The sequence below is a fragment of the Streptomyces sp. NPDC043427 genome, assembly GCF_056436655.1.
Genome location: NZ_JBWKCC010000002.1, coordinates 718438 through 736899, shown reverse-complemented (window position 1 = coordinate 736899; position 18462 = coordinate 718438). Strand labels below are relative to the sequence as shown.

Here is an 18462-nt window from a genome sequence, read left to right as displayed (position 1 = left end):
GGCACCCGCGCATGAGATCCTCCCGAACCTCCCGAAGCTCCAGCGCCCCCGGCACCTCGACCTCCCGGCCCTCCCTGCGGCGCCGGATCGCGGCGCTGTGCACCGGCGTGGTCGCCACGGCCGCCCTGCTCGCCGCCGGCACCACGGCCGCCAAGGCAGCCGACACCCCGCTGCGTGATCTTGCCACCGCCAAGAACAAGGTCATGGGCACGGCGGTCACCGGCTCCAAGCTCACCGGTACCTACGGCGACATCGCGGGGCGGGAATTCAGCTCGCTCACCCCCGGCAACGCCATGAAGTGGGGCTCCGTCGAGCCGACCCAGGGGAACTTCGACTGGACCGAGGCCGACCAGATCGTGGCCTTCGCGCAGGCCCACGACCAGCAGGTGCGCGGCCACACCCTGGTCTGGCACAACCAGAACCCGAGCTGGCTGACGAACGGCAGTTGGACGCCGGCCCAGCTCAGCAGCCTGCTCCAGAACCACATCACCACCGAGGTCGGCCGCTACAAGGGGAAGCTCGCCGCCTGGGACGTCGTCAACGAGCCCTTCAACGAGGACGGCACCTACCGCTCCACCCTCTGGTACAACGGCCTCGGCGTCGACTACATCGCGAACGCCCTGACCTGGGCGCGAGCCGCGGACCCGGCCGCCAAGCTCTACATCAACGACTACAACGTCGAGGGCGTCAACGCGAAGTCCACCGCCCTGTACAACCTGGTCAAGTCGCTGAAGGAGCGCGGAGTCCCGATCGACGGCGTGGGCCTCCAGGCGCACCTGATCCTCGGTCAGGTGCCCTCCTCCCTCCAGCAGAACATCCGGCGCTTCGCCGACCTCGGCGTCGACGTGGCGATCACCGAGCTGGACATCCGGATGACACTGCCCTCCGACAGCACCAAGCTCGCCCAGCAGAGGGACGACTACAAGGCGGTCACCGCCGCCTGCGTCGCCGTCGCACGCTGTGTGAACCTCACCGTCTGGGGCTTCACCGACTCCGACTCCTGGGTGGAGAGCACCTTCCCGGGAGAGGGGGCGGCGACGCCGTACGACGCGAACTACGCGCCCAAACCGGCCTACTACGGCATCGCCGAGGCGCTCGGCGGCGACACGACCACTGAGCCGCCCACCGGGGCGTGCACGGCGACCTACAGCGTGGGCAGTCAGTGGAACACCGGGTTCACCGGGAGCGTGACGATCTCCTGCTCGGGTGCCTCGCTCTCGTCGTGGAAGGTGAGCTGGGCCTACGGAGCGGGGCAGCGGATCACACAGGCCTGGAACGCGACGTGCAGTCAGTCGGGGGCGGCGGTCACCTGTTCCAACGCCTCGTACAACGGGACGGTTCCCAGCGGCGGTTCGGTGAGCTTCGGGTTCAACGCGTCGTGGAGCGGCAGCAATCCGGTGCCGACGGTGACGCTGGGCTGACTTCCGGAGGGCCGCCGCCCTCCCTCACCCGCGCGACAGGAGGCCGTCCACCACGGCCTCCAGTTGCGCGGCGACGTCGTAGGAGGCCGTCACGTCCCCCCACTGCGCCGACAGGGCTGTCAGGCGGGGGAGTTCACCGGCGTCGTCCACGGTGACGAGGGACGGGAAGAAGGGCTTGCGGCCCGGGTCCGCGGCACGCCGGTCCTCGGCGCGACGGAAGACCAGGGCGCCGTACACGACGTACCAGATCGTGCGGTACGCATGGATCGCGGCCTCCGGGGTCAGGCCGCAGGTGATGGCCGAGTCGACGATCTCCTCCGTCATCCACAGCGCGCTCTTGTCCGTGAGGTCACCTCTGCTCAGCACGTCGACGACCCACACCATCCCGCTCAGTGCGGCGTGCATGTGGACGGCGGTGGCGACGATGCGGTCGCGTGGGTTCTCGGGCAGGTCGGGGCGCGGGACGGTCGCCGCTACGCCCGCCAGGGTGAGCATCAGCAGTTCGTCCTTGTCGCGCACGTGGTGGTAGAGCGCCATCGGGGTGGCGCCGACCTCCTTGGCGACGCGGCGCATGGAGAGCGCCTCGACGCCCTCCTCCTGGATGATCCGCCGCGTCACGTCCACGATCTGCTGCCGCTCGATGCGCCGGGGCCGACCCGCCGCCCGTTTCTGCCCGTTGCCTGTCACCCGAGCATTCTCCACCTCCCCCTCCTTGCTCTTTCTTCCTCGCTCTCCGCTTCCTCTTCCTCTCCTCCTCCCCCTCCCTCGTCCTTTTCTGTACGCGTATAGCAATTTTCTGTACGCGTATATTAATGTGCTGGGCATGCTGAACTCGCAGACGCACGCCTCGCGTTGGTTACTGCCGGTGCTGCTCACCGTGCAGTTCCTCGTCTCCCTCGACATGTCCGTCGTCAACGTCGCCCTGCCGGACATCGGCAGCGGCCTGGGCTTCGGCACGGAATCGCTCGCCTGGGTCGTCAACGCCTACGCCCTGGCCTTCGGCGGGCTGCTCATGCTCGGCGGACGGCTCGCCGACGTCGTCGGCCGACGGCGGGTCCTGGTGACCGGCTTCGCCGTGTTCGGCCTCGCGAGCCTGGTCGGGGGACTCGCCCAGGCGCCGGGCCAGTTGGTCGCCGCACGGGCCGCGCAGGGCGCCGGTGCCGCCGCGCTCGCGCCGGTCGCGCTCACCCTCATCACCGTCACCTACGCGGCCGGGCCCGCCCGTTCGCGCGCCCTGGGCCTGTGGGGCGCCGCGGGGGCGCTCGGCGGGGCCGTCGGGGTCCTCGCCGGGGGACTGCTCACCGACTGGGCCGGCTGGCGGGCGGTGATGCTCGTCAACGTGCCGGTGGTGGCGCTCGCCCTGCCCCTCGCCCGGCTCGCCGTTCCCGCCGACGACCGGCGCCCCGGTGCCCGCCCCCGCCTCGACCTCTTCGGCGCGCTGCTGGCCACCGCCGGGACCACGCTGCTCGTGCTCGGTCTGGTACGCACGGAGACCCATGGCTGGGCGGCCTGGCAGACGGCGGGTGTCCTGGGCGCCGCCGTGGTTCTGCTGGCCGCCTTCGCGGTGGTCGAGACCCGGGTGTCACAGCCGCTGCTGCGGCTCGGGCTCCTCACCCGGGGACCGGTGCTCGCCGCCAACGTCTTCGCCCTGCTGATGTCGGCGGGCCAGTTCGCCGCCTTCTACTTCACCTCCCTCTACCTCCAGCAGGTCCTCGCCTACGGGCCGACCGCCGCCGGGTGCGCGTTCCTGCCGTTCTGCGCGGGCGTCGTGGTCGGTACGGCGGTCTCCGCCCGGGCGGTCGGGCGGCTGGGGGCCGGGACGCTGCTGGTGGCGGGCGGACTGCTCGGGGCGGCGGGCATCGCGTGGTTCGCGATGGCGGTCGCGGTCGACGGCGGCTTCCTGCTCTCCGTGCTCGGGCCGTCGGCGGTCGCGAGCGTCGGCATCGGCATGTGCTTCGTACCGCTGGGCACGGCCGCCACGGCGGGGGTCGCCCCCGAGGAGACGGGGATGGCCTCCGGGCTGCTCAACACCTCCCGCCAGGTCGGTGGGGCTGTGGGGCTGGGCGTGCTGGTGACGGTCGCCGCGGCCCGTGACTCAGCGGGCGGGGCCCAGGGGCTCGTCGACGGGTACGCGGCCGCGTACTGGGTGTCGGCGGTGCTGCTGGCGGTGGCCGCGGTGGCGGCCGGTGCGCTGTACGGCAGGCGCGTGAGGGGGCCGCTACCTGCGCAAACACCCACCGGAGAGAACTCGCCGGAAAAATCCGGTGAGCGTGTCGATCCGGATGTCTCCCGTTCGACGTACAGGTGAGAGGCGGGGAGAGGCCCCGCCCGCGAGACTCGTCACCGTACGGGTCACCGTTCCTGAGGAGGCACCATGCCCCGCTACCTGTCGCTCGTGAGGGTCGACGAGAACACCGCCCCCGCCGAGGGCCCCAGCCCCGAGCTGATGCAGCGGATGGGCGAGCTGATCGAGGAGATGACCAAGGCCGGCGTGATGCTGGAGACCGCCGGGCTGACGCCGACCGCCCAGGGCACCCGCGTGCACTACGAGGGCGGCGCGATCTCCGTCACCGACGGGCCGTTCACCGAGACCAAGGAGGCCGTCGGCGGCTACGCGATCATGCAGTGCAAGGACCAGGCCGAGGCGCTCGAGTGGACCAAGCGGTTCCTGAAGGTGCACGAGGACAAGTGGACCGTGACCTGTGAGGTGCGGGAGATCATGGAGGGCTGACGGGTTCCGCTTGGTGGTGTGCCGTCCGGGGTGTTCGATGGTGGGTTGTGGAACAGCAGCCCACCGCGGACGCCCGCGGTGCCACCGAATCCGTCTCCGGCCCGGACGCCCGCCGCGCCATCGAGACCGTCTTCCGTATCGAGTCCCCGCGTGTCATCGCCGCCGTCGCCCGCGTCGTGCGTGACGTCGGCATCGCCGAGGAACTCGCACAGGACGCCCTGGTCGCGGCGCTGGAGAGGTGGCCGCGGGAAGGGGTGCCGGACAACCCCGGAGCCTGGCTCACCGCCACCGCCAAGCACCGCGCCGTCGACCTCGTGCGCCGCCGGGAGAACTACGCCCGCAAGCTGGCGGAGATCGGCCGCGACCTGGAGACCGCGGCGCCCCCGGAGGAACCCGCCGCCTCCTACGACCCCGACGACATCGACGACGACCTGCTCCGCCTGGTCTTCACCGCCTGCCACCCCGTCCTGTCCGCCGAGGCCCGCATCGCCCTCACCCTGCGCCTGCTCGGCGGCCTGACCACGCCCGAGATCGCCCGCGCCTTCCTGGCCCCGGAGGCGACGGTCGCCCAGCGCATCGTCCGCGCGAAACGGACCCTCGCCGCCAGGAACGTCCCCTTCGAGGTGCCGTACGGCCCCGACCGCGAGGCCCGCCTCGGCTCGGTCCTCGACGTCATCTACCTGATCTTCAACGAGGGGTACGCGGCCACCGCCGGCGACGACTGGCTGCGTCCGGCGCTGTGCGAGGACGCCCTGCGGCTGGCCCGGCAGCTGGCCGCCCTCATGCCGAAGGAACCCGAGGTGCACGCCCTGGCCGCGCTGCTGGAGTTCCAGGCGTCCCGCACCGCCGCCCGCACGGGCCCCGACGGCGAACCGATCCTCCTCGCCGACCAGGACCGCCGCCGCTGGAACCGCAGGCTCATCGCCCGAGGCGTCACGGCCCTGACCCGCGCCGAGGCCACCTCCACGGGCGCCCCGGGCCCGTACGCCCTCCAGGCCACGATCGCCGCCTGCCACGCGCACGCGTACACCTACGAGGAGACCGACTGGGCGACCATCGCCACCCTCTACGGCCTTCTCGCCGCCCGCGCGCCCTCCCCGGTCGTCGAACTCAACCGGGCGGTCGCCGTGTCGATGGCGGACGGCCCGGCGTCGGCCCTGGAGATCGTCGACACCCTCTCCACCGAACCGGCCCTCCGCGACTACCACCTGCTCCCCAGCGTCCGCGGTGACCTCCTCCAGCGCCTCGGCCGTACGACGGAGGCGCGCGCGGAGTTCGAACGGGCGGCGGAACTGGCCCGCAATGAACGGGAGCGGGAGTTGCTGTTGAGACGCGCGGCCTCGGCTGCGGGTCAGGGCGTGGTGGGAAACACGCCCTAGGTGTGCTGTTCGGATCATGCCGGGCTCGCGGGCCCCGCTCCCTGATCCGGCCTGATCCAAACGAAAGACCCTAGGCGGGTCGGCCGATCAGCATCGTCGGCGCCCCCGCCACCCGGGTCAGGAACACCGTCGCCGAGTTGGGCCCCTGGGGCTTCACCTTGCGCCGGAGCTCTTCGGGCTCGACCGCCGACCCCCGCTTCTTCACGGTGAGGACGCCGACCTGCCGCTCCCGGAGCAGGGCCTTCAGCTTCTTGACGTTGAAGGGGAGTCGGTCGGTGATCTCGTAGGCGGTGGCGTACGGGGTCGCCCGCAGCTCGTCGGACGTGACATAGGCGATCGTCGCGTCGACCAGCCCGCCCGCCACCTCCTCGGCCACCTCGGCGACCAGGTGGGCGCGGATGACGGCGCCGTCGGGCTCGTACAGGTACCGTCCGACGGGCCGGACCTCGGGGTCGGGCAGCATCGTGTCGGGTGTGGCCCGCACGGCCGCGAGCGAGGGCAGCAGCATCGCCCGCCGCGCGCCGGGTACCGCGGCGCCGAACCACAGCACGGCCTCCTTGACGTCGCCCCGGTCCGAGATCCACTCGGCCTCGGCGTCGGGCGGGATCATCTCGTGCGGAATGCCGGGAGCGATCTTCAGGGCGGCCCGGGGTGCCCTGCGGGCGGCCTCGACCGCCCAGGACAGCGGCGGCGCGTACGCCTCCGGGTCGAAGATCCGCCCGCGTCCGCCGCGCCGCGCAGGGTCCACGAACACGGCGTCGTAGCCCTCCGTGTCCACCTCCGTGACATCGGCCTCCCGCACCTCGATCAGGTCCCCCAGCCCCAGCGCCTCCGCGTTGGCGCGCGCCACGGCCGCCGTCAGTGGATCCCGGTCCACGGCGAGCACCTGGATCCCGGCCCGGGCCAGCGCGATCGCGTCCCCGCCGATCCCGCAGCACAGGTCGGCGACGGACCGAACCCCCGTCGCACGGAAACAGTCCGCCCGGTACGTGGCGACACTCGTCCGCGTCGACTGCTCGACCCCGTTCGGCGTGAAGAACATGCGTTCCGCGTCCTCGGCCCCGAACTTCGCCGCCGCCCGCTGCCGCAGCCGCGCCTGACCGAGCGCCGCCGACACCAGCTCGGCGGGGTGCTCGCGGCGCAGCCGGGTGGCGACGGCCAGTTCCTGGGCGGGGTCGGTGCCGCGCACCTCGTCGAGGAGGGCGCGGCCCTCTGGGGCGAGCAGGGCGGCGAAGGCGAGGAGAGGGTCGTTCACCGGGTCATTGTGGGCCAGTCGGTGGATGGCGTGCCCGCGCCCGCGGTGTCGGGGAGGGTTCCGGAGCGGGGGCTGCGAGGATCCGGCACCATGCGAGTGGTCGTACAAAACGATAAAAATCTGGCGTGTCGGCGCGGGGTGAGCCGTGGTGTCCTCGCCGCCGTCACCGCCGCGACCGTCCTCTCGGGCTGCGGCCATGCCCCCGCCGACGGCACCGACACCCACCCGGCCCCGGGCCAACAGCAGCGCCTCCAGGCCCCCGCCGCCCGCGCCCTCGACGCCTACGCCACCGAACTGCGCGCCGCGTACAAGGCCCGCGTCGCCGCGGCCAGGCGCTGGGGACTGCGGCGGGTCCCGCTCACTCCCCCGCCGCCGCCCGCGAAGAAGCCGAGGATCACCACCCGCGAGGGCTTCGAAGTCGACGACCACGAGGAACTGGACCTGCCGCCCGTCTTCACCACGGTCCCCACAAAGCAGAAGGTCGTCTTCCTCACCATCGACGACGGCGCCGAGAAGGACCCGGCGTTCCTGCGCATGATGAGCGAGCTGAAGGTGCCGTACACCGCCTTCCTCAGCGACTACCTGGTGAAGGAGGACTACGGCTACTTCGCGAGGATGCAGGCCGGGGGAGTGACCCTGAGCAACCACACCCTGCACCACCCCTACCTGCCCGGGCTGTCCTACGCCCGCCAGAAGCGCGAGATCTGCGGCATGCAGGACGTGATCGAGAAGCGCTACGGCAAGCGCCCGACCCTCTTCCGCCCGCCCTTCGGCAACTACGACCAGGCCACCCTGCGCGCGGCGAAGACCTGCGGCATCAAGTACGCGCCCCTGTGGGACGAGGAGGTCTTCGTCGACCACTGGGAGTACCGCGAGTGGGACAGCGGCCTCCATCCCGGCGACATCGTCCTCAGCCACTTCCGCGGCCGGCGCGACTGGAAGGGCACGATGCCCGACATGATCCGCCGGTTCCTGAACAAGGTCACGGCGCAGGGGTACGCGGTGGCCCGGCTCGAGGACTACCTGTGAGGGGGCCACGGCTGCGGGGGCTTGGGGCGGGGGTGCTGGCGGCCGCCGTACTCCTCACCGGCTGCGCCCAGTCCGTCGACCCGATCGAGAGGCTGGGCAAGAAGGCGGCCCAGCGCGTACGGCCGCACGACCCGGCCGGAGAGCGCCCGTACGCCCGCTGGGGCCTGGTGGCTCCGCTGCCCCCCGCCCCCGAGCCACCGGCACGGGCCGTCGCCGGTGGCGCTGACGCGGGGCGCGGCGGCCTCCCACCCGTCGTCGACCACGTACCGACCCGCGACAAGGTCGTGTTCCTGACCTACGACGACGGCTCCGAACGGGACCCCCGGTTCGTCGACATGGTCCGCGAACTGCGGCTTCCGGTCAGCATGTTCCTCACGGACAGTGTCGTCGGCCCGGGCTACGGCCACTTCGCGCGCCTGCGCTCCGTCGGCGCCACCATCCAGAACCACACGCTCGACCACCCCTCCCTGCGCGGCCTCCCCTACGCCGGGCAACGCGCCGAGATCTGCGGCCAGCAGGACAAACTCAGGTCCCGCTTCGGCCTGCGCCCCCGCCTCTTCCGCCCGCCCTACGGCACGTACGACACGACCACCCTGCGCGCGGCCGCCGACTGCGGCATCGCGGCGGTCGTGCTGTGGCGGGTCTCGACGGAGAACGGTGAGCCCGTCTTCGCCGACGGCGAGCGCCGGTTGCGCCCCGGCGACATCGTCTCGGTGGCCTCCGGCGACGCGACCGGCCCGACCCTGCGGGAACGGACGACCCGGTTGCTGCGGGAGATCCAGGGGAGGGGACTGACGGTGGGACGGCTGGAGGACTACCTGTAGCGCCGGGCGACTTCAGCCGGCCTGCACCAGCACCGCGAGGGCCAGGAAGAGCCCAGCCGCCACCACCTGCCCGGCCCCGGCGCCGGGGTACCCGCGCCGGAACAGGAGGGTGGCACTTCCGAGAGCCACCAGCCCCATCACGCCCAGCCATGCCAGCATCCCCGTCGGATGCCCCGCCATCGCGAAGAGCAGCGCGAAGACGTACCCGAAGGCGACTTCCGCGACCATCAGGACGGCGAGGACGCAGCCGTCGGCCGGCGAAGATCCAGACGTCATGGGGGAACGGTACGAAAATCGGCCCGCCCGTGACCGCCGCACCGACACAGGCCACCGGACGCTCGGGTCAACCGGAAAGCGCGCCGCGCCCCGCGGGGATTGGCACTCCGCTTGACCGAGTGCTAATCGCGGTCATAGTCTCAGCTCTGGCACTCCCCCCTGGAGAGTGCCAACAACGCGACGGGCAGGTCCGGCACCCGCGACGACGGATCGACCTGGTCGCCACCTCAGACAGTTAACCCCGTGAGATCTCCGAAGGGGGAGGTCGGATCGTGACGACCACCAGCTCCAAGGTTGCCATCAAGCCGCTCGAGGACCGCATCGTGGTCCAGCCGCTGGACGCCGAGCAGACCACGGCCTCTGGCCTGGTCATTCCGGACACCGCCAAGGAGAAGCCCCAGGAGGGCGTCGTCCTGGCCGTGGGCCCGGGCCGCTTCGAGAACGGCGAGCGCCTTCCGCTCGACGTCAAGACCGGCGACATCGTGCTGTACAGCAAGTACGGCGGCACCGAGGTGAAGTACAACGGCGAGGAGTACCTCGTCCTCTCGGCTCGCGACGTGCTCGCGATCATCGAGAAGTAGTTCACCCGGCTTCATACCGAAGCACATTGCTTTGATCTGCGCCCCTGGCCCCCGCGACCATTAATCAGCCGGGCGCCCGGGGCGCAGTTCGTTTTCGTTCCCATTTTTCCGAGAGGGCTACGCTCCCATGGCGAAGATCCTGAAGTTCGACGAGGACGCCCGTCGCGCCCTCGAGCGCGGCGTCAACAAGCTTGCCGACACGGTCAAGGTGACGATCGGCCCCAAGGGCCGCAACGTCGTCATCGACAAGAAGTTCGGCGCCCCCACCATCACCAACGACGGCGTCACCATCGCCCGCGAGGTCGAGCTCGACGACCCGTACGAGAACCTCGGTGCGCAGCTGGTGAAGGAGGTGGCGACCAAGACCAACGACATCGCGGGTGACGGCACCACCACCGCCACCGTGCTGGCCCAGGCGCTCGTCCGCGAGGGCCTGAAGAACGTCGCCGCGGGTGCCTCCCCGGCTCTGCTGAAGAAGGGCATCGACGCGGCGGTCAAGGCCGTGTCCGAGGACCTGCTCGCCTCGGCCCGCCCGATCGACGAGAAGTCCGACATCGCCGCCGTGGCCGCGCTGTCCGCCCAGGACCAGCAGGTCGGCGAGCTCATCGCCGAGGCGATGGACAAGGTCGGCAAGGACGGTGTCATCACCGTCGAGGAGTCCAACACCTTCGGTCTTGAGCTGGACTTCACCGAGGGCATGGCCTTCGACAAGGGCTACCTGTCGCCGTACTTCGTGACGGACCAGGAGCGCATGGAGGCCGTCCTGGAGGACCCCTACATCCTCATCAACCAGGGCAAGATCTCCTCGATCCAGGACCTGCTGCCGCTGCTCGAGAAGGTCATCCAGGCGGGTGCCTCCAAGCCGCTGCTGATCATCGCCGAGGACGTCGAGGGCGAGGCCCTGTCGACGCTGGTCGTGAACAAGATCCGCGGCACCTTCAACGCCGTCGCCGTCAAGGCGCCCGGCTTCGGTGACCGTCGCAAGGCGATGCTGCAGGACATGGCAGTGCTCACCGGCGCCACGGTCATCTCCGAGGAGGTCGGCCTCAAGCTCGACCAGGCCGGCCTGGACGTGCTCGGCTCCGCCCGCCGCATCACCGTCACCAAGGACGACACCACGATCGTCGACGGCGCCGGCAACAAGGCGGACGTCGAGGGTCGCGTCAACCAGATCAAGGCCGAGATCGAGAACACCGACTCCGACTGGGACCGCGAGAAGCTCCAGGAGCGCCTCGCGAAGCTGGCCGGCGGCGTGTGCGTGATCAAGGTCGGCGCCGCCACCGAGGTGGAGCTGAAGGAGAAGAAGCACCGTCTGGAGGACGCCATCTCCGCGACTCGCGCCGCGGTCGAGGAGGGCATCGTCTCCGGTGGTGGCTCCGCGCTGGTCCACGCCGTCAAGGTCCTCGAGGGCAACCTCGACAAGACCGGCGACGAGGCCACCGGTGTCGCGGTCGTCCGCAAGGCCGCCGTCGAGCCGCTGCGCTGGATCGCCGAGAACGCCGGCCTCGAGGGCTACGTCATCGTCTCCAAGGTGGCCGAGCTCGAGAAGGGCAACGGCTACAACGCCGCGACGGGTGAGTACGGCGACCTCGTGAAGGCCGGCGTCATCGACCCGGTGAAGGTCACCCGCTCCGCCCTGGAGAACGCCGCCTCCATCGCCTCCCTCCTCCTCACGACCGAGACCCTGGTCGTCGAGAAGAAGGAAGAGGAAGAGCCGGCCGCTGCCGGCCACGGCCACGGCCACTCGCACTGACCCACGCCGACACAGCGTAGGTGAGGCCCGGCGCCCCTCGGGGGTGCCGGGCCTTCGCGTTGCCATGACGAGCTCACCCACCGCGCCGCCCCGAAGCCGATGACCAGCGGCTCCCAGCGGGAATGCGGAAAGGCTCAACGGCCGGACTGATCCGGGTGTGGCCGACGACTGACGCGGTGCGCGTGAAGTCGTACGACGGTTTCCCCGGCGCCTGTCGACCGCTCAGCGAACGCAGGCAACGGTGTTCGCCGCGAGCCGCCCGCTCAACCTCCGGACGGGTGCCTCTCCAGCCAGCGGCGGGCGCCGACTTCGCTCGGGTATTCGCGGACAGTGAGCGTGGCGACGGTCCAGCCGACGCCGAAGGCGGCGAGCGCCGGAAGGACGGGCGCGGCGAGCACGAGGAGGCCGCGGCCGAGCATGGCGAGCCCCGTGCTGCGTCTGACCTCGTCGCGCTTGGCGCTGCTGAACTCCGCCGGGGTGGGCGGGTCCAGAAGTTGTCTGTCGTGGGATCGGCGCTGCACCAGCCACCCCCACACCACGGCCAGGCAGGACGCGGCCACCTGCGCCCAGTCCCACACGGTGCGCACGGCCGGAGGCAGCACACTGCGGAATCCGTCATAGAACGCGAGCGCCATGAAGCAGCACAAGGCCATCACGGCGAGGAAGACGACGGCTGTGAGGACACGGCGCAACCAGTAGCGTGGGCCGCGCTCGTACCAGCTGGTACCGAGACCCTTCAGCGCCGGGATCTGGGCGGGGGGCCCGTAACCGGAGCGGGAGCGGGAGCGGGAGTCTTCAGAAGATGCTTTTGATGCCACTCCAGCAGTCCTTCGCCAGTCGTTTGCCGTCGTCCCAGGTCTCCGAGGCGACATGCCCAGAGCCGTGCAGGACACCGCCGACCACCCCGTGGTCGTGGATGTCCTCGCTCCAGTGTTCGTGGAAGCCGTGGTCGATGAGGCCGGTCGCACCGATCACGATGACGCCGCCGACACCGGCTACCACGGCGGCGGGCACCTCGACGGGCGCGAGGGCCACCACGCCCGCTGTGATGGCCGTACCGGCGGCCAGCCCGGCGAGGTTGGCACCGCCGTCGACGGCGATCGAGTGCTGCCAGGACCACCCCTGGTCATGGTCGCCCTTCGCCTCCAGCAGCCCGCAGGCACCGGCGGCGGCGACGTCCAGGACCGGGATCTCCTTGAGGAAGTCCGGCACCTTCTCCAGGCCTTCACCCATGCGCAGTGCCTCAGCCGCATCGGCCAGTTTGACGTTGAGGGCACGGTCGTAGGGGAGCTTGGTGCTGCCGTTGTCGGCGCCCGCGATCGCGTCTTCCAGGGAGTCGACCTTGGTCACCGCGTCGCGGTAGGCACTCTTGGCCGGGAGATCGTCAGGCATGGCGCGGCCCTGTTGCTGGAACACCCTGCGCTCCGCGCGGAGTTCCTTCTTGGCGGCCCGCGCCTCGGCCTTGGCCGCGTCGATCCGGGTACGGGCCTTGGCGCCGCCCGCCCGGGCGTCCTCGGCGTCGTACGCGTAGAGACCGCGCAGATAGTCGGCGATGGTGACCTTGTCCCCCGGGGACACCGCGTCGTCCCCGCCGTCCTCCGACGTCACCTGCGCGTACAGCCCGCGCAACTTGTCCCCCGCCACCAGCCGCGCGTGCTGCGCGGTGTGCAGGACCTCGGTGCGGACCGTCTCGTACTCCTTCAGGGCCGCGGCCACCTTGGCGTCGGAGGTGACGATCGGTGCGACGACGCCCTTTCCGGCCATCGGCAGGCCCTTGCGCGTGGCGACGTGTTCCGCGTTCTGGAGGGCGGTCTCGCAGGTGGTGAGGGCGTCGGCAAGGTCGCCGAGGACGGTGCCCACGGAGTGCACGAACGTGGCGAACGCCCCGACGGTGATCGCGTCGGCAGTCCACTGCGCGCGGAAGGTCGTGGCCGCGTCGCCCTTCCAGCTCCCGCTCGTGTCGTCGGCCAGTCGGTCGACGGCGTTGGTGAGCGGCTTCGCGACGCCGTCCAACTTGTCCTTGGCGTTCTTGAACGTGTCGGACATCGTGCGCAGCCCGCCGATGTCGCCGCCGACCCAGCTGTCGCTCATCAGCCGTCCTCCAGCTTCAGGTCGTCGAACAGGCCGTGCACGTCGATGTCGTGCCGGTGGAAGGAGTCCCGCGCGTATCCCACCTTGTCCCCGTGGTCGTCCAACGTGTCCGCCAGGCCGATGTGCAGGCCGACGATGAGGTCGGCGACCTCCTTGATCGCGTGGTCCAGCCCGCTGTCGCCCCCGCCGGCCACGGGCGGTGCCACGTCGGCGTGCAGCTTTCGCCAGTCGGTGGCCTGGTCGTGGAACGTCTTCGCCATCATGGTGAGGTCGTCGTAGATCGCCTTGAAATCGGCCGACATCAGCGCACCTCCCGCGCGTAGGCGGCCAGGTCGGCCGGCTGCCAGTTGTGGTGTCCGGGTGCCACCCGTGGGTCCAGGAGGACGGTGACGCCCTGCTCGTGCATGCCTTCGGCGAAAGGACCGATGGACGTGGCGACCCATGGCTGCGACTCGCCGAGCGCTTCCACCAGCCGTTCCGTGGTGGTGAAGGCGAAGGCCACGGTTCCGTTCGCCGGGTGCTCGAAGAGCTCGTAGACGATGTACGGCACGCGGGCCGGACGGCCTCCCGCGCCCACCGTCGCGAGTGACCTGGGGTGTGCCGGTACGAACACCGGCGTGTGGTAGGCGGGAACCCCCGGTTGCGGGCCCGTCAGGTAGTCGGCGTCCAGTCGCGCGGGCGGTGCCTCGTCGACGAAGTCCAGCAGACGCGAACGCCGCGGCTCGGGGGCCGGTTCCGGGGGAGCGACCGGATCCGGATGTGCCGCCGCCTGCAGGTCGACGTAGTCGAACAGGCGTGAGCGTATCGGCGTTCCCACCGCCGTCACCTCTTCCCCGTTGTCCTCCGCGCCGGTTGAGGCCTGCCACGGTAGCCAGCGGGCGCTGGTTCAAGTCCGCTTATGTCGGGTTACCGACCGGGGCTCACACGGAACTCATGCGATGTTTTGGCGGCGCGCTGATCAGCCCTTGACTGGTTGATGAGCCGGCAGCGGCGTGGTCCAGGCGTTCGCGGCCAGGCGCGCCAGCCGGGCGATCTTCGAGGCCCGACTGATCGTTTCAGAATGAGAGGACACCGCGTCATCCGAGGCCGCGCGCGTCCGCGCGCCTGCCGCGTCGGCTGCGAAAATCGCTGTCCGGTTGCCGGAGCGTGGTGATAGACACCCGGAGTGAAAAACACTCTGGAGTTCCCCGATCTGCTGCGGCTGATCGACGAACGGGCGGCTGCCTTCCGCGCCGCGGTCGCCTCCGCGCCCAGCCTCGACGTGCAGGTGCCGACCTGCCCCGAGTGGACGCTGTTCGATCTGGCGCAGCACATCGGTGAGGGGCGCCGCTCCTGGGCCGCCACCGTCGCCGCAGGGCCTGCTCCGGCCAAGTCCGCAGCGGAGGGCGCCCCGGCTGCGCCTCGGGAGCGCGAGGCGCTGCTGGCCTGGTTGGCGGAGTCCACGGAGCAACTGCTGGACGCACTGCGGAAGGCCGGCCCGGATCGCGGTTGCTGGACGTGGTGGGAGACGTCGCAGTCGCCGCAGACCTCCGGTGCCGTAGCTCGGCACCAGCTCCAACAGATCGCGGTGCACACCTACGACGCCCAGATCACCGTGGGTGCCCCGCAGCCGCTGCCGGACGAGGTGGCACTCGACGGTGTCGACGAGTTCCTGTCCACCTGCTGCGCAACGACGAGCGCCTGGCCGCATGGGCCTGCCGCCGTCGACTACCACGCCACCGAGGGCCGCTCCTGGCGTCTCCTGCTCTCCGCCGACGGCGCACGGACCGCCCGCCTCCCCGAACCCGGCACAACGCCCGCCACCGCTGCCGCCGAGGACCTGGACGCGAGCGATGCCTCCCTCCGGGGTACGGCCGGTGAGCTGGTCCTGGCCCTGCACGGCCGTATTCCGGTGGACTCCCTGAAGGTCGACGGCGACCGGCGTCTCTTCGACCAGCTCATGGCCTGGGACCCGGACGAGTAGGACGTGGCGTAGCCAGGCGAGGGCGCGCTCGACCACCCAGCGGACCTTGCCCAGTCCGGAGCCGTGGGCGACGACGCGTCGGGCGATCATCGGTTTGATGCCGCGGAGCCACAGCAGGCGGCGGTACTTGTCGAGGTCGTAGCCCCGGTCGGCGTACGACGCCGGGCTTGTGGCGAGGCCGTCCCCGCAGGCCCCGCATGGAGGGAACCGCGTCCAGCAACGGCAGCAGCTGGGTGACGTCGTGTCGGTTCCCGCCGGTGAGTGTGACGGCGAGCGGGGTTCCGTGGCTGTCGACGATCAGGTGGTGTTCGGAGCCGGGTCGGGCGCGGTGGACAGGTGAGGGGCCGACGTGATCCCCGAGGCAAGCAGCCCCGAGCCTGCCGCCGGCGAACTGAGCTGGTTCAAGAGCAGCTACGGCTCTGGCAGCGGCGGCGACCGCGTCGAGGTCGCGGACGCCGGTACGGCCGTGCTGGGGGCGGCCGGGCAACCGCGAGGCAGTCCGGCGCTCACTGCGGCAAGCAGCACACGAAGAAGCCCCCGTCCCGTAACCGGAACAGGGGCTTCTCCCCTCGCGGGCGACCTTGGGACCCAGGTTCCGGGTCCGTCCCCTACCTCTCCAGCGCGTCCAGCGCCCCCAGCTGCGCCATCAGCCCCAGGCGGTCGTACTGCCACCACGCCTCGGCGATCTTTCCGTCGTCACCGAACCGGTGGATGGTCGCGCCGGTCATGCTGACCTGCCTTCCGGTGGCCGGGAGCCCCATGAACTCGCCCTTGTGGGTGCCGCGCCAGGTCCAACGGCTGCACACGCGGTCGTCGTGGGCGATCTGGTCCTCCACGGAGAAGGCGAAGTCGAAGCCGCTGCGCCACATCTCGACCTCTCTTCGCATCGCGTCCATCCCCATGGTGTCCTGCTCGTTCGCCGGATCGTGGTCGTGGTAGCTCTCCGCGATCAGGCCGTCGAGCGGCGGCAGGTTCCCGTGGATCGCGATCGTGTCGAAGAACCGCCGGGCGGTGGCCGCGTCCAGCTGCTCGTCCCGCACCACGTCCAGATCGGTGAAGGTCGGCATCTCGTCACACAGGGCCACCAGATCCCGGAAGATCTTGTCGGTCTCCGGAAGGTTCGAGTTCCGCATCGCCTCCTCGTACGACGGGAACTCCACGATCTCGATGAAGTGCGACGCGTCCGAGCGGTCCTTGCCGACCACCGCGTGCGTCGCTGTCCGCTTCCCCTTGGTCTGCTCGACCCATGTGTCCATCAGCCGGTCCATCTCGTCGAACCGGCTGGTCCTGCAGTCGATGAGCTGTACGAACGTCATGGCACCGCCTCCGGCCCCCCTGGTCCGGTTCCGTCACGCCCATCTTCCCACCGGAGCGTCGGCCTCACCCGTTACGGCCGACCGCTCACTGCGGCCCGTACTTGCGCCCCGTCTTCGAGCTGATCCCGCCCAGCAGCGAGCGCGGGGTCACCTTCACCAGGCCCATCAGCGCCTTGTACCGCGGATCCGGGATGGACAGCGACTTCCCCCGCGCCAGATCGTTCAGCGCCGCCGCCACGAGCTTGTCCGCGTCCAGCCACATCCAGCCCGGGATGTTGTCCGTCCCCATCCCGGCCCGCTGGTGGAACTCCGTCCGTACGAACCCCGGGCACAGCGCCATCAGCCGCACCCCGCTGCCCGCCAGGTCCTTCGCGGCACCCTGCGTGAACTGCACGACCCACGCCTTTGACGCCCCGTACGTACCCCGGGGCACGAACGCGGCGACCGAGGCCACGTTCACCACCCCGCCGCGCCCCCGCTCCCGCATCGCCTCCGTCGCCGCCGACGTCAGCCGCAGCACCGCCTCGCAGTGCACCTTGAGCATCTTCAGCTCGTCGGCCATCGACACCTCGAGGTAGCGGCCCTTGTTGCCGAAGCCGGCGTTGTTGATCAGCAGGTCGACGGGGTTCCTGCGGTCGGCGAGCCGGTCGGCCACCGCCTCGATGCCCTTGTCCGTCGCCAGGTCGGCGGTCAGCACCTCCGCCTCGATGCCGTGCCGGTCATGCAGCTCGGTCGCCTGCTCCCGCAGCCGCTTGGTGTCCCGTGCGACCAGGACCAGGTCGTGCCCGTCCGCCGCCAGCCGCCGCGCGAACGCGGCGCCGATGCCCGCGGTCGATCCCGTAATAAGAGCCGTTGTCATGGCCCAAGCGTAGTTACCCGGACCGCGCGAATCCGCTCCGGCGCCTGGTCGGGCGCGGGATGGCCCCCGCCCCGCCCGACACCGGATGACGGCACGTCAGGCGCCATGTGCGGTGTCTCGTGGCGGCAGGCCAGGCGCCCCCCGCCCCTGCATCCGGCGCGGCTGTGTGAGGCGTCCCGTCCCTGCATCCGGCGCGGCTGTGTGAGGCGTCCAGTCCCTGCATCCGGCGCGGCCACGTGAGGCGTCCCGTCCCCCCGCCCGGCATCGGCACGCCAAGCGTCCGCCCCCGCGCACCGGCACCCGGTGCCCGTACATCAGACCCCGTACTTCTCCACGTATTTCCGCGCCTCCGCCAGCGACTCCGGATGCAACGCCTCGCCCGCCGCGAGCAGCCGCGGCAGCAGCTTCCGCTCCAGCGTCACCGCCCGGAACTGCAGGGCGACCGTCACGTCGTGGTCGGGGCGGTGCACGACCTCGATCGGGTCGCCCGCGCGGATCTCACCCGGCCGCACCACCCGCAGATACGCACCGGGCGCGCCCTTGGCGGTGAACCGCTTCACCCACCGCTGCTCACCCAGATGGCCCTGGAAGGTCAGGCAGGGGATCCGCCCGCAGGTGACCTCCAGCACCACCTCCGGCCCTATGCGCCACCGCTCACCGATCCGCGCGCCGGAGACGTCGAGGCCCTGTGTGGTGAGGTTCTCGCCGAACGAGCCACTGGCCAGCGGGCGCCCCAGTTCGTGTTCCCAGTCGTCGAGGTCCTCGCGGGCCACGGCGTAGACGGCCTGGTCGTCGCCGCCGTGATGGCGTGTGTCGCACACCGTGTCCCCGGCCAGTCCGCTCGCCCCGACCCCCTTGGGCCCGGGCGCCGCCACCCGCACCGGCCCCTGCACCGGCTGCTTGTCGATGCCGGTCAGGCCCGCCGCCTGGTCCGTGTACGGCACGGACCTCGGTCGGCCCAGGTTCAAGGAAAGAAGCTTCATG

The 18462-nt window shown here is 71.0% G+C and carries 19 protein-coding genes and 1 pseudogene; 9 read left to right on the top strand and 11 right to left on the bottom strand.

Features of this window, described 5'->3' with window-relative positions; genetic code table 11:
* Positions 1 to 11: 11 nt before the first annotated feature.
* On the top strand, positions 12 to 1421 hold the full coding sequence (locus AC067M_RS07170; protein WP_478695958.1) for a glycoside hydrolase family 10 protein: 1410 nt from the start codon (positions 12 to 14) through the stop codon (positions 1419 to 1421).
* Positions 1422 to 1445: 24 nt separating this feature from the next.
* On the opposite strand, the gene AC067M_RS07165 is transcribed toward AC067M_RS07170, so the two are convergent.
* A complete protein-coding gene (locus AC067M_RS07165; protein ID WP_478695957.1) occupies positions 1446 to 2123 on the bottom strand; it encodes a TetR/AcrR family transcriptional regulator in 678 nt (225 codons plus the stop codon).
* A 121-nt stretch (positions 2124 to 2244) separates the two neighbouring features.
* On the opposite strand from AC067M_RS07165, the gene AC067M_RS07160 reads away from it, so the two are divergent.
* From AC067M_RS07160 to AC067M_RS07150, 3 genes are all read left to right on the top strand, one after another.
* A complete protein-coding gene (locus AC067M_RS07160) occupies positions 2245 to 3729 on the top strand; it encodes an MFS transporter (protein WP_478695956.1) in 1485 nt (494 codons plus the stop codon).
* A gap of 66 nt (positions 3730 to 3795) precedes the next feature.
* A complete protein-coding gene (locus AC067M_RS07155; protein ID WP_478695955.1) occupies positions 3796 to 4152 on the top strand; it encodes a YciI family protein in 357 nt (118 codons plus the stop codon).
* Between the two features lie 47 nt (positions 4153 to 4199).
* A complete protein-coding gene (locus tag AC067M_RS07150; RefSeq protein WP_478695954.1) occupies positions 4200 to 5531 on the top strand; it encodes an RNA polymerase sigma factor in 1332 nt (443 codons plus the stop codon).
* 70 nt (positions 5532 to 5601) lie between these two features.
* On the opposite strand, the gene AC067M_RS07145 is transcribed toward AC067M_RS07150, so the two are convergent.
* The gene (locus AC067M_RS07145) at positions 5602 to 6786 is read right to left on the bottom strand and encodes a class I SAM-dependent methyltransferase (RefSeq protein WP_478695953.1); all 1185 of its coding nucleotides are present in this window, start codon (positions 6784 to 6786) and stop codon (positions 5602 to 5604) included.
* 90 nt (positions 6787 to 6876) lie between these two features.
* On the opposite strand from AC067M_RS07145, the gene AC067M_RS07140 reads away from it, so the two are divergent.
* Both AC067M_RS07140 and AC067M_RS07135 read left to right on the top strand, forming a co-directional pair.
* Positions 6877 to 7815 carry a polysaccharide deacetylase family protein gene (locus tag AC067M_RS07140; RefSeq protein ID WP_478695952.1) on the top strand — a complete coding sequence of 313 codons (939 nt, stop codon included), beginning with the start codon at positions 6877 to 6879 and terminating at the stop codon, positions 7813 to 7815.
* Positions 7812 to 8639 carry a polysaccharide deacetylase family protein gene (locus AC067M_RS07135; RefSeq protein ID WP_478695951.1) on the top strand — a complete coding sequence of 276 codons (828 nt, stop codon included), beginning with the start codon at positions 7812 to 7814 and terminating at the stop codon, positions 8637 to 8639. The genes AC067M_RS07140 and AC067M_RS07135 overlap by 4 nt, the downstream gene beginning before the upstream one ends.
* Positions 8640 to 8651: 12 nt before the next feature.
* On the opposite strand, the gene AC067M_RS07130 is transcribed toward AC067M_RS07135, so the two are convergent.
* Positions 8652 to 8915, bottom strand: coding sequence for a hypothetical protein (locus AC067M_RS07130; RefSeq protein ID WP_478695950.1), 264 nt, complete (start codon positions 8913 to 8915; stop codon positions 8652 to 8654).
* Positions 8916 to 9187: 272 nt separating this feature from the next.
* Between AC067M_RS07130 and groES the strand changes: the two genes are divergently transcribed.
* Positions 9188 to 9496 (top strand): co-chaperone GroES, encoded by a 309-nt coding sequence (groES, locus tag AC067M_RS07125; RefSeq protein ID WP_003998759.1) that lies wholly within the window; start codon positions 9188 to 9190, stop codon positions 9494 to 9496.
* 127 nt (positions 9497 to 9623) lie between these two features.
* A complete protein-coding gene (gene groL / locus AC067M_RS07120) occupies positions 9624 to 11249 on the top strand; it encodes a chaperonin GroEL (RefSeq protein ID WP_478695949.1) in 1626 nt (541 codons plus the stop codon).
* Between the two features lie 263 nt (positions 11250 to 11512).
* Here the strand turns inward: groL and AC067M_RS07115 are convergent, their stop codons facing one another.
* Genes AC067M_RS07115 through AC067M_RS07100 form a run of 4 tightly spaced genes read right to left on the bottom strand, consistent with a single transcriptional unit; the run spans position 11513 to position 14157 of the window.
* A complete protein-coding gene (locus AC067M_RS07115; protein ID WP_478695948.1) occupies positions 11513 to 12067 on the bottom strand; it encodes a hypothetical protein in 555 nt (184 codons plus the stop codon).
* Entirely contained in the window at positions 12045 to 13340 is a 1296-nt protein-coding gene (locus tag AC067M_RS07110) for a WXG100 family type VII secretion target (protein ID WP_478695947.1), read from the bottom strand. Before AC067M_RS07110 ends, AC067M_RS07115 begins: the two co-directional genes overlap by 23 nt.
* Entirely contained in the window at positions 13340 to 13642 is a 303-nt protein-coding gene (locus AC067M_RS07105) for a DUF6317 family protein (protein ID WP_478695946.1), read from the bottom strand. Before AC067M_RS07105 ends, AC067M_RS07110 begins: the two co-directional genes overlap by 1 nt.
* Entirely contained in the window at positions 13642 to 14157 is a 516-nt protein-coding gene (locus AC067M_RS07100; RefSeq protein WP_478695945.1) for an SAV_915 family protein, read from the bottom strand. Before AC067M_RS07100 ends, AC067M_RS07105 begins: the two co-directional genes overlap by 1 nt.
* Before the next feature lie 348 nt (positions 14158 to 14505).
* On the opposite strand from AC067M_RS07100, the gene AC067M_RS07095 reads away from it, so the two are divergent.
* Positions 14506 to 15303: a maleylpyruvate isomerase N-terminal domain-containing protein gene (locus AC067M_RS07095; RefSeq protein WP_478695944.1), complete on the top strand. Its 798-nt coding sequence runs from the start codon at positions 14506 to 14508 to the stop codon at positions 15301 to 15303.
* 9 nt (positions 15304 to 15312) lie between these two features.
* Here the strand turns inward: AC067M_RS07095 and AC067M_RS07090 are convergent.
* The 4 genes and pseudogenes from AC067M_RS07090 to AC067M_RS07075 all read right to left on the bottom strand — a co-directional run.
* A pseudogene (locus tag AC067M_RS07090) lies at positions 15313 to 15661 on the bottom strand (transposase); the annotation flags it as partial.
* A gap of 250 nt (positions 15662 to 15911) precedes the next feature.
* On the bottom strand, positions 15912 to 16619 hold the full coding sequence (locus tag AC067M_RS07085; RefSeq protein WP_478695943.1) for an ester cyclase: 708 nt from the start codon (positions 16617 to 16619) through the stop codon (positions 15912 to 15914).
* 85 nt (positions 16620 to 16704) lie between these two features.
* Positions 16705 to 17478: an SDR family NAD(P)-dependent oxidoreductase gene (locus AC067M_RS07080; RefSeq protein ID WP_478695942.1), complete on the bottom strand. Its 774-nt coding sequence runs from the start codon at positions 17476 to 17478 to the stop codon at positions 16705 to 16707.
* 314 nt (positions 17479 to 17792) lie between these two features.
* Positions 17793 to 18461: an MOSC domain-containing protein gene (locus tag AC067M_RS07075; RefSeq protein ID WP_478695941.1), complete on the bottom strand. Its 669-nt coding sequence runs from the start codon at positions 18459 to 18461 to the stop codon at positions 17793 to 17795.
* Position 18462 lies beyond the last annotated feature (1 nt).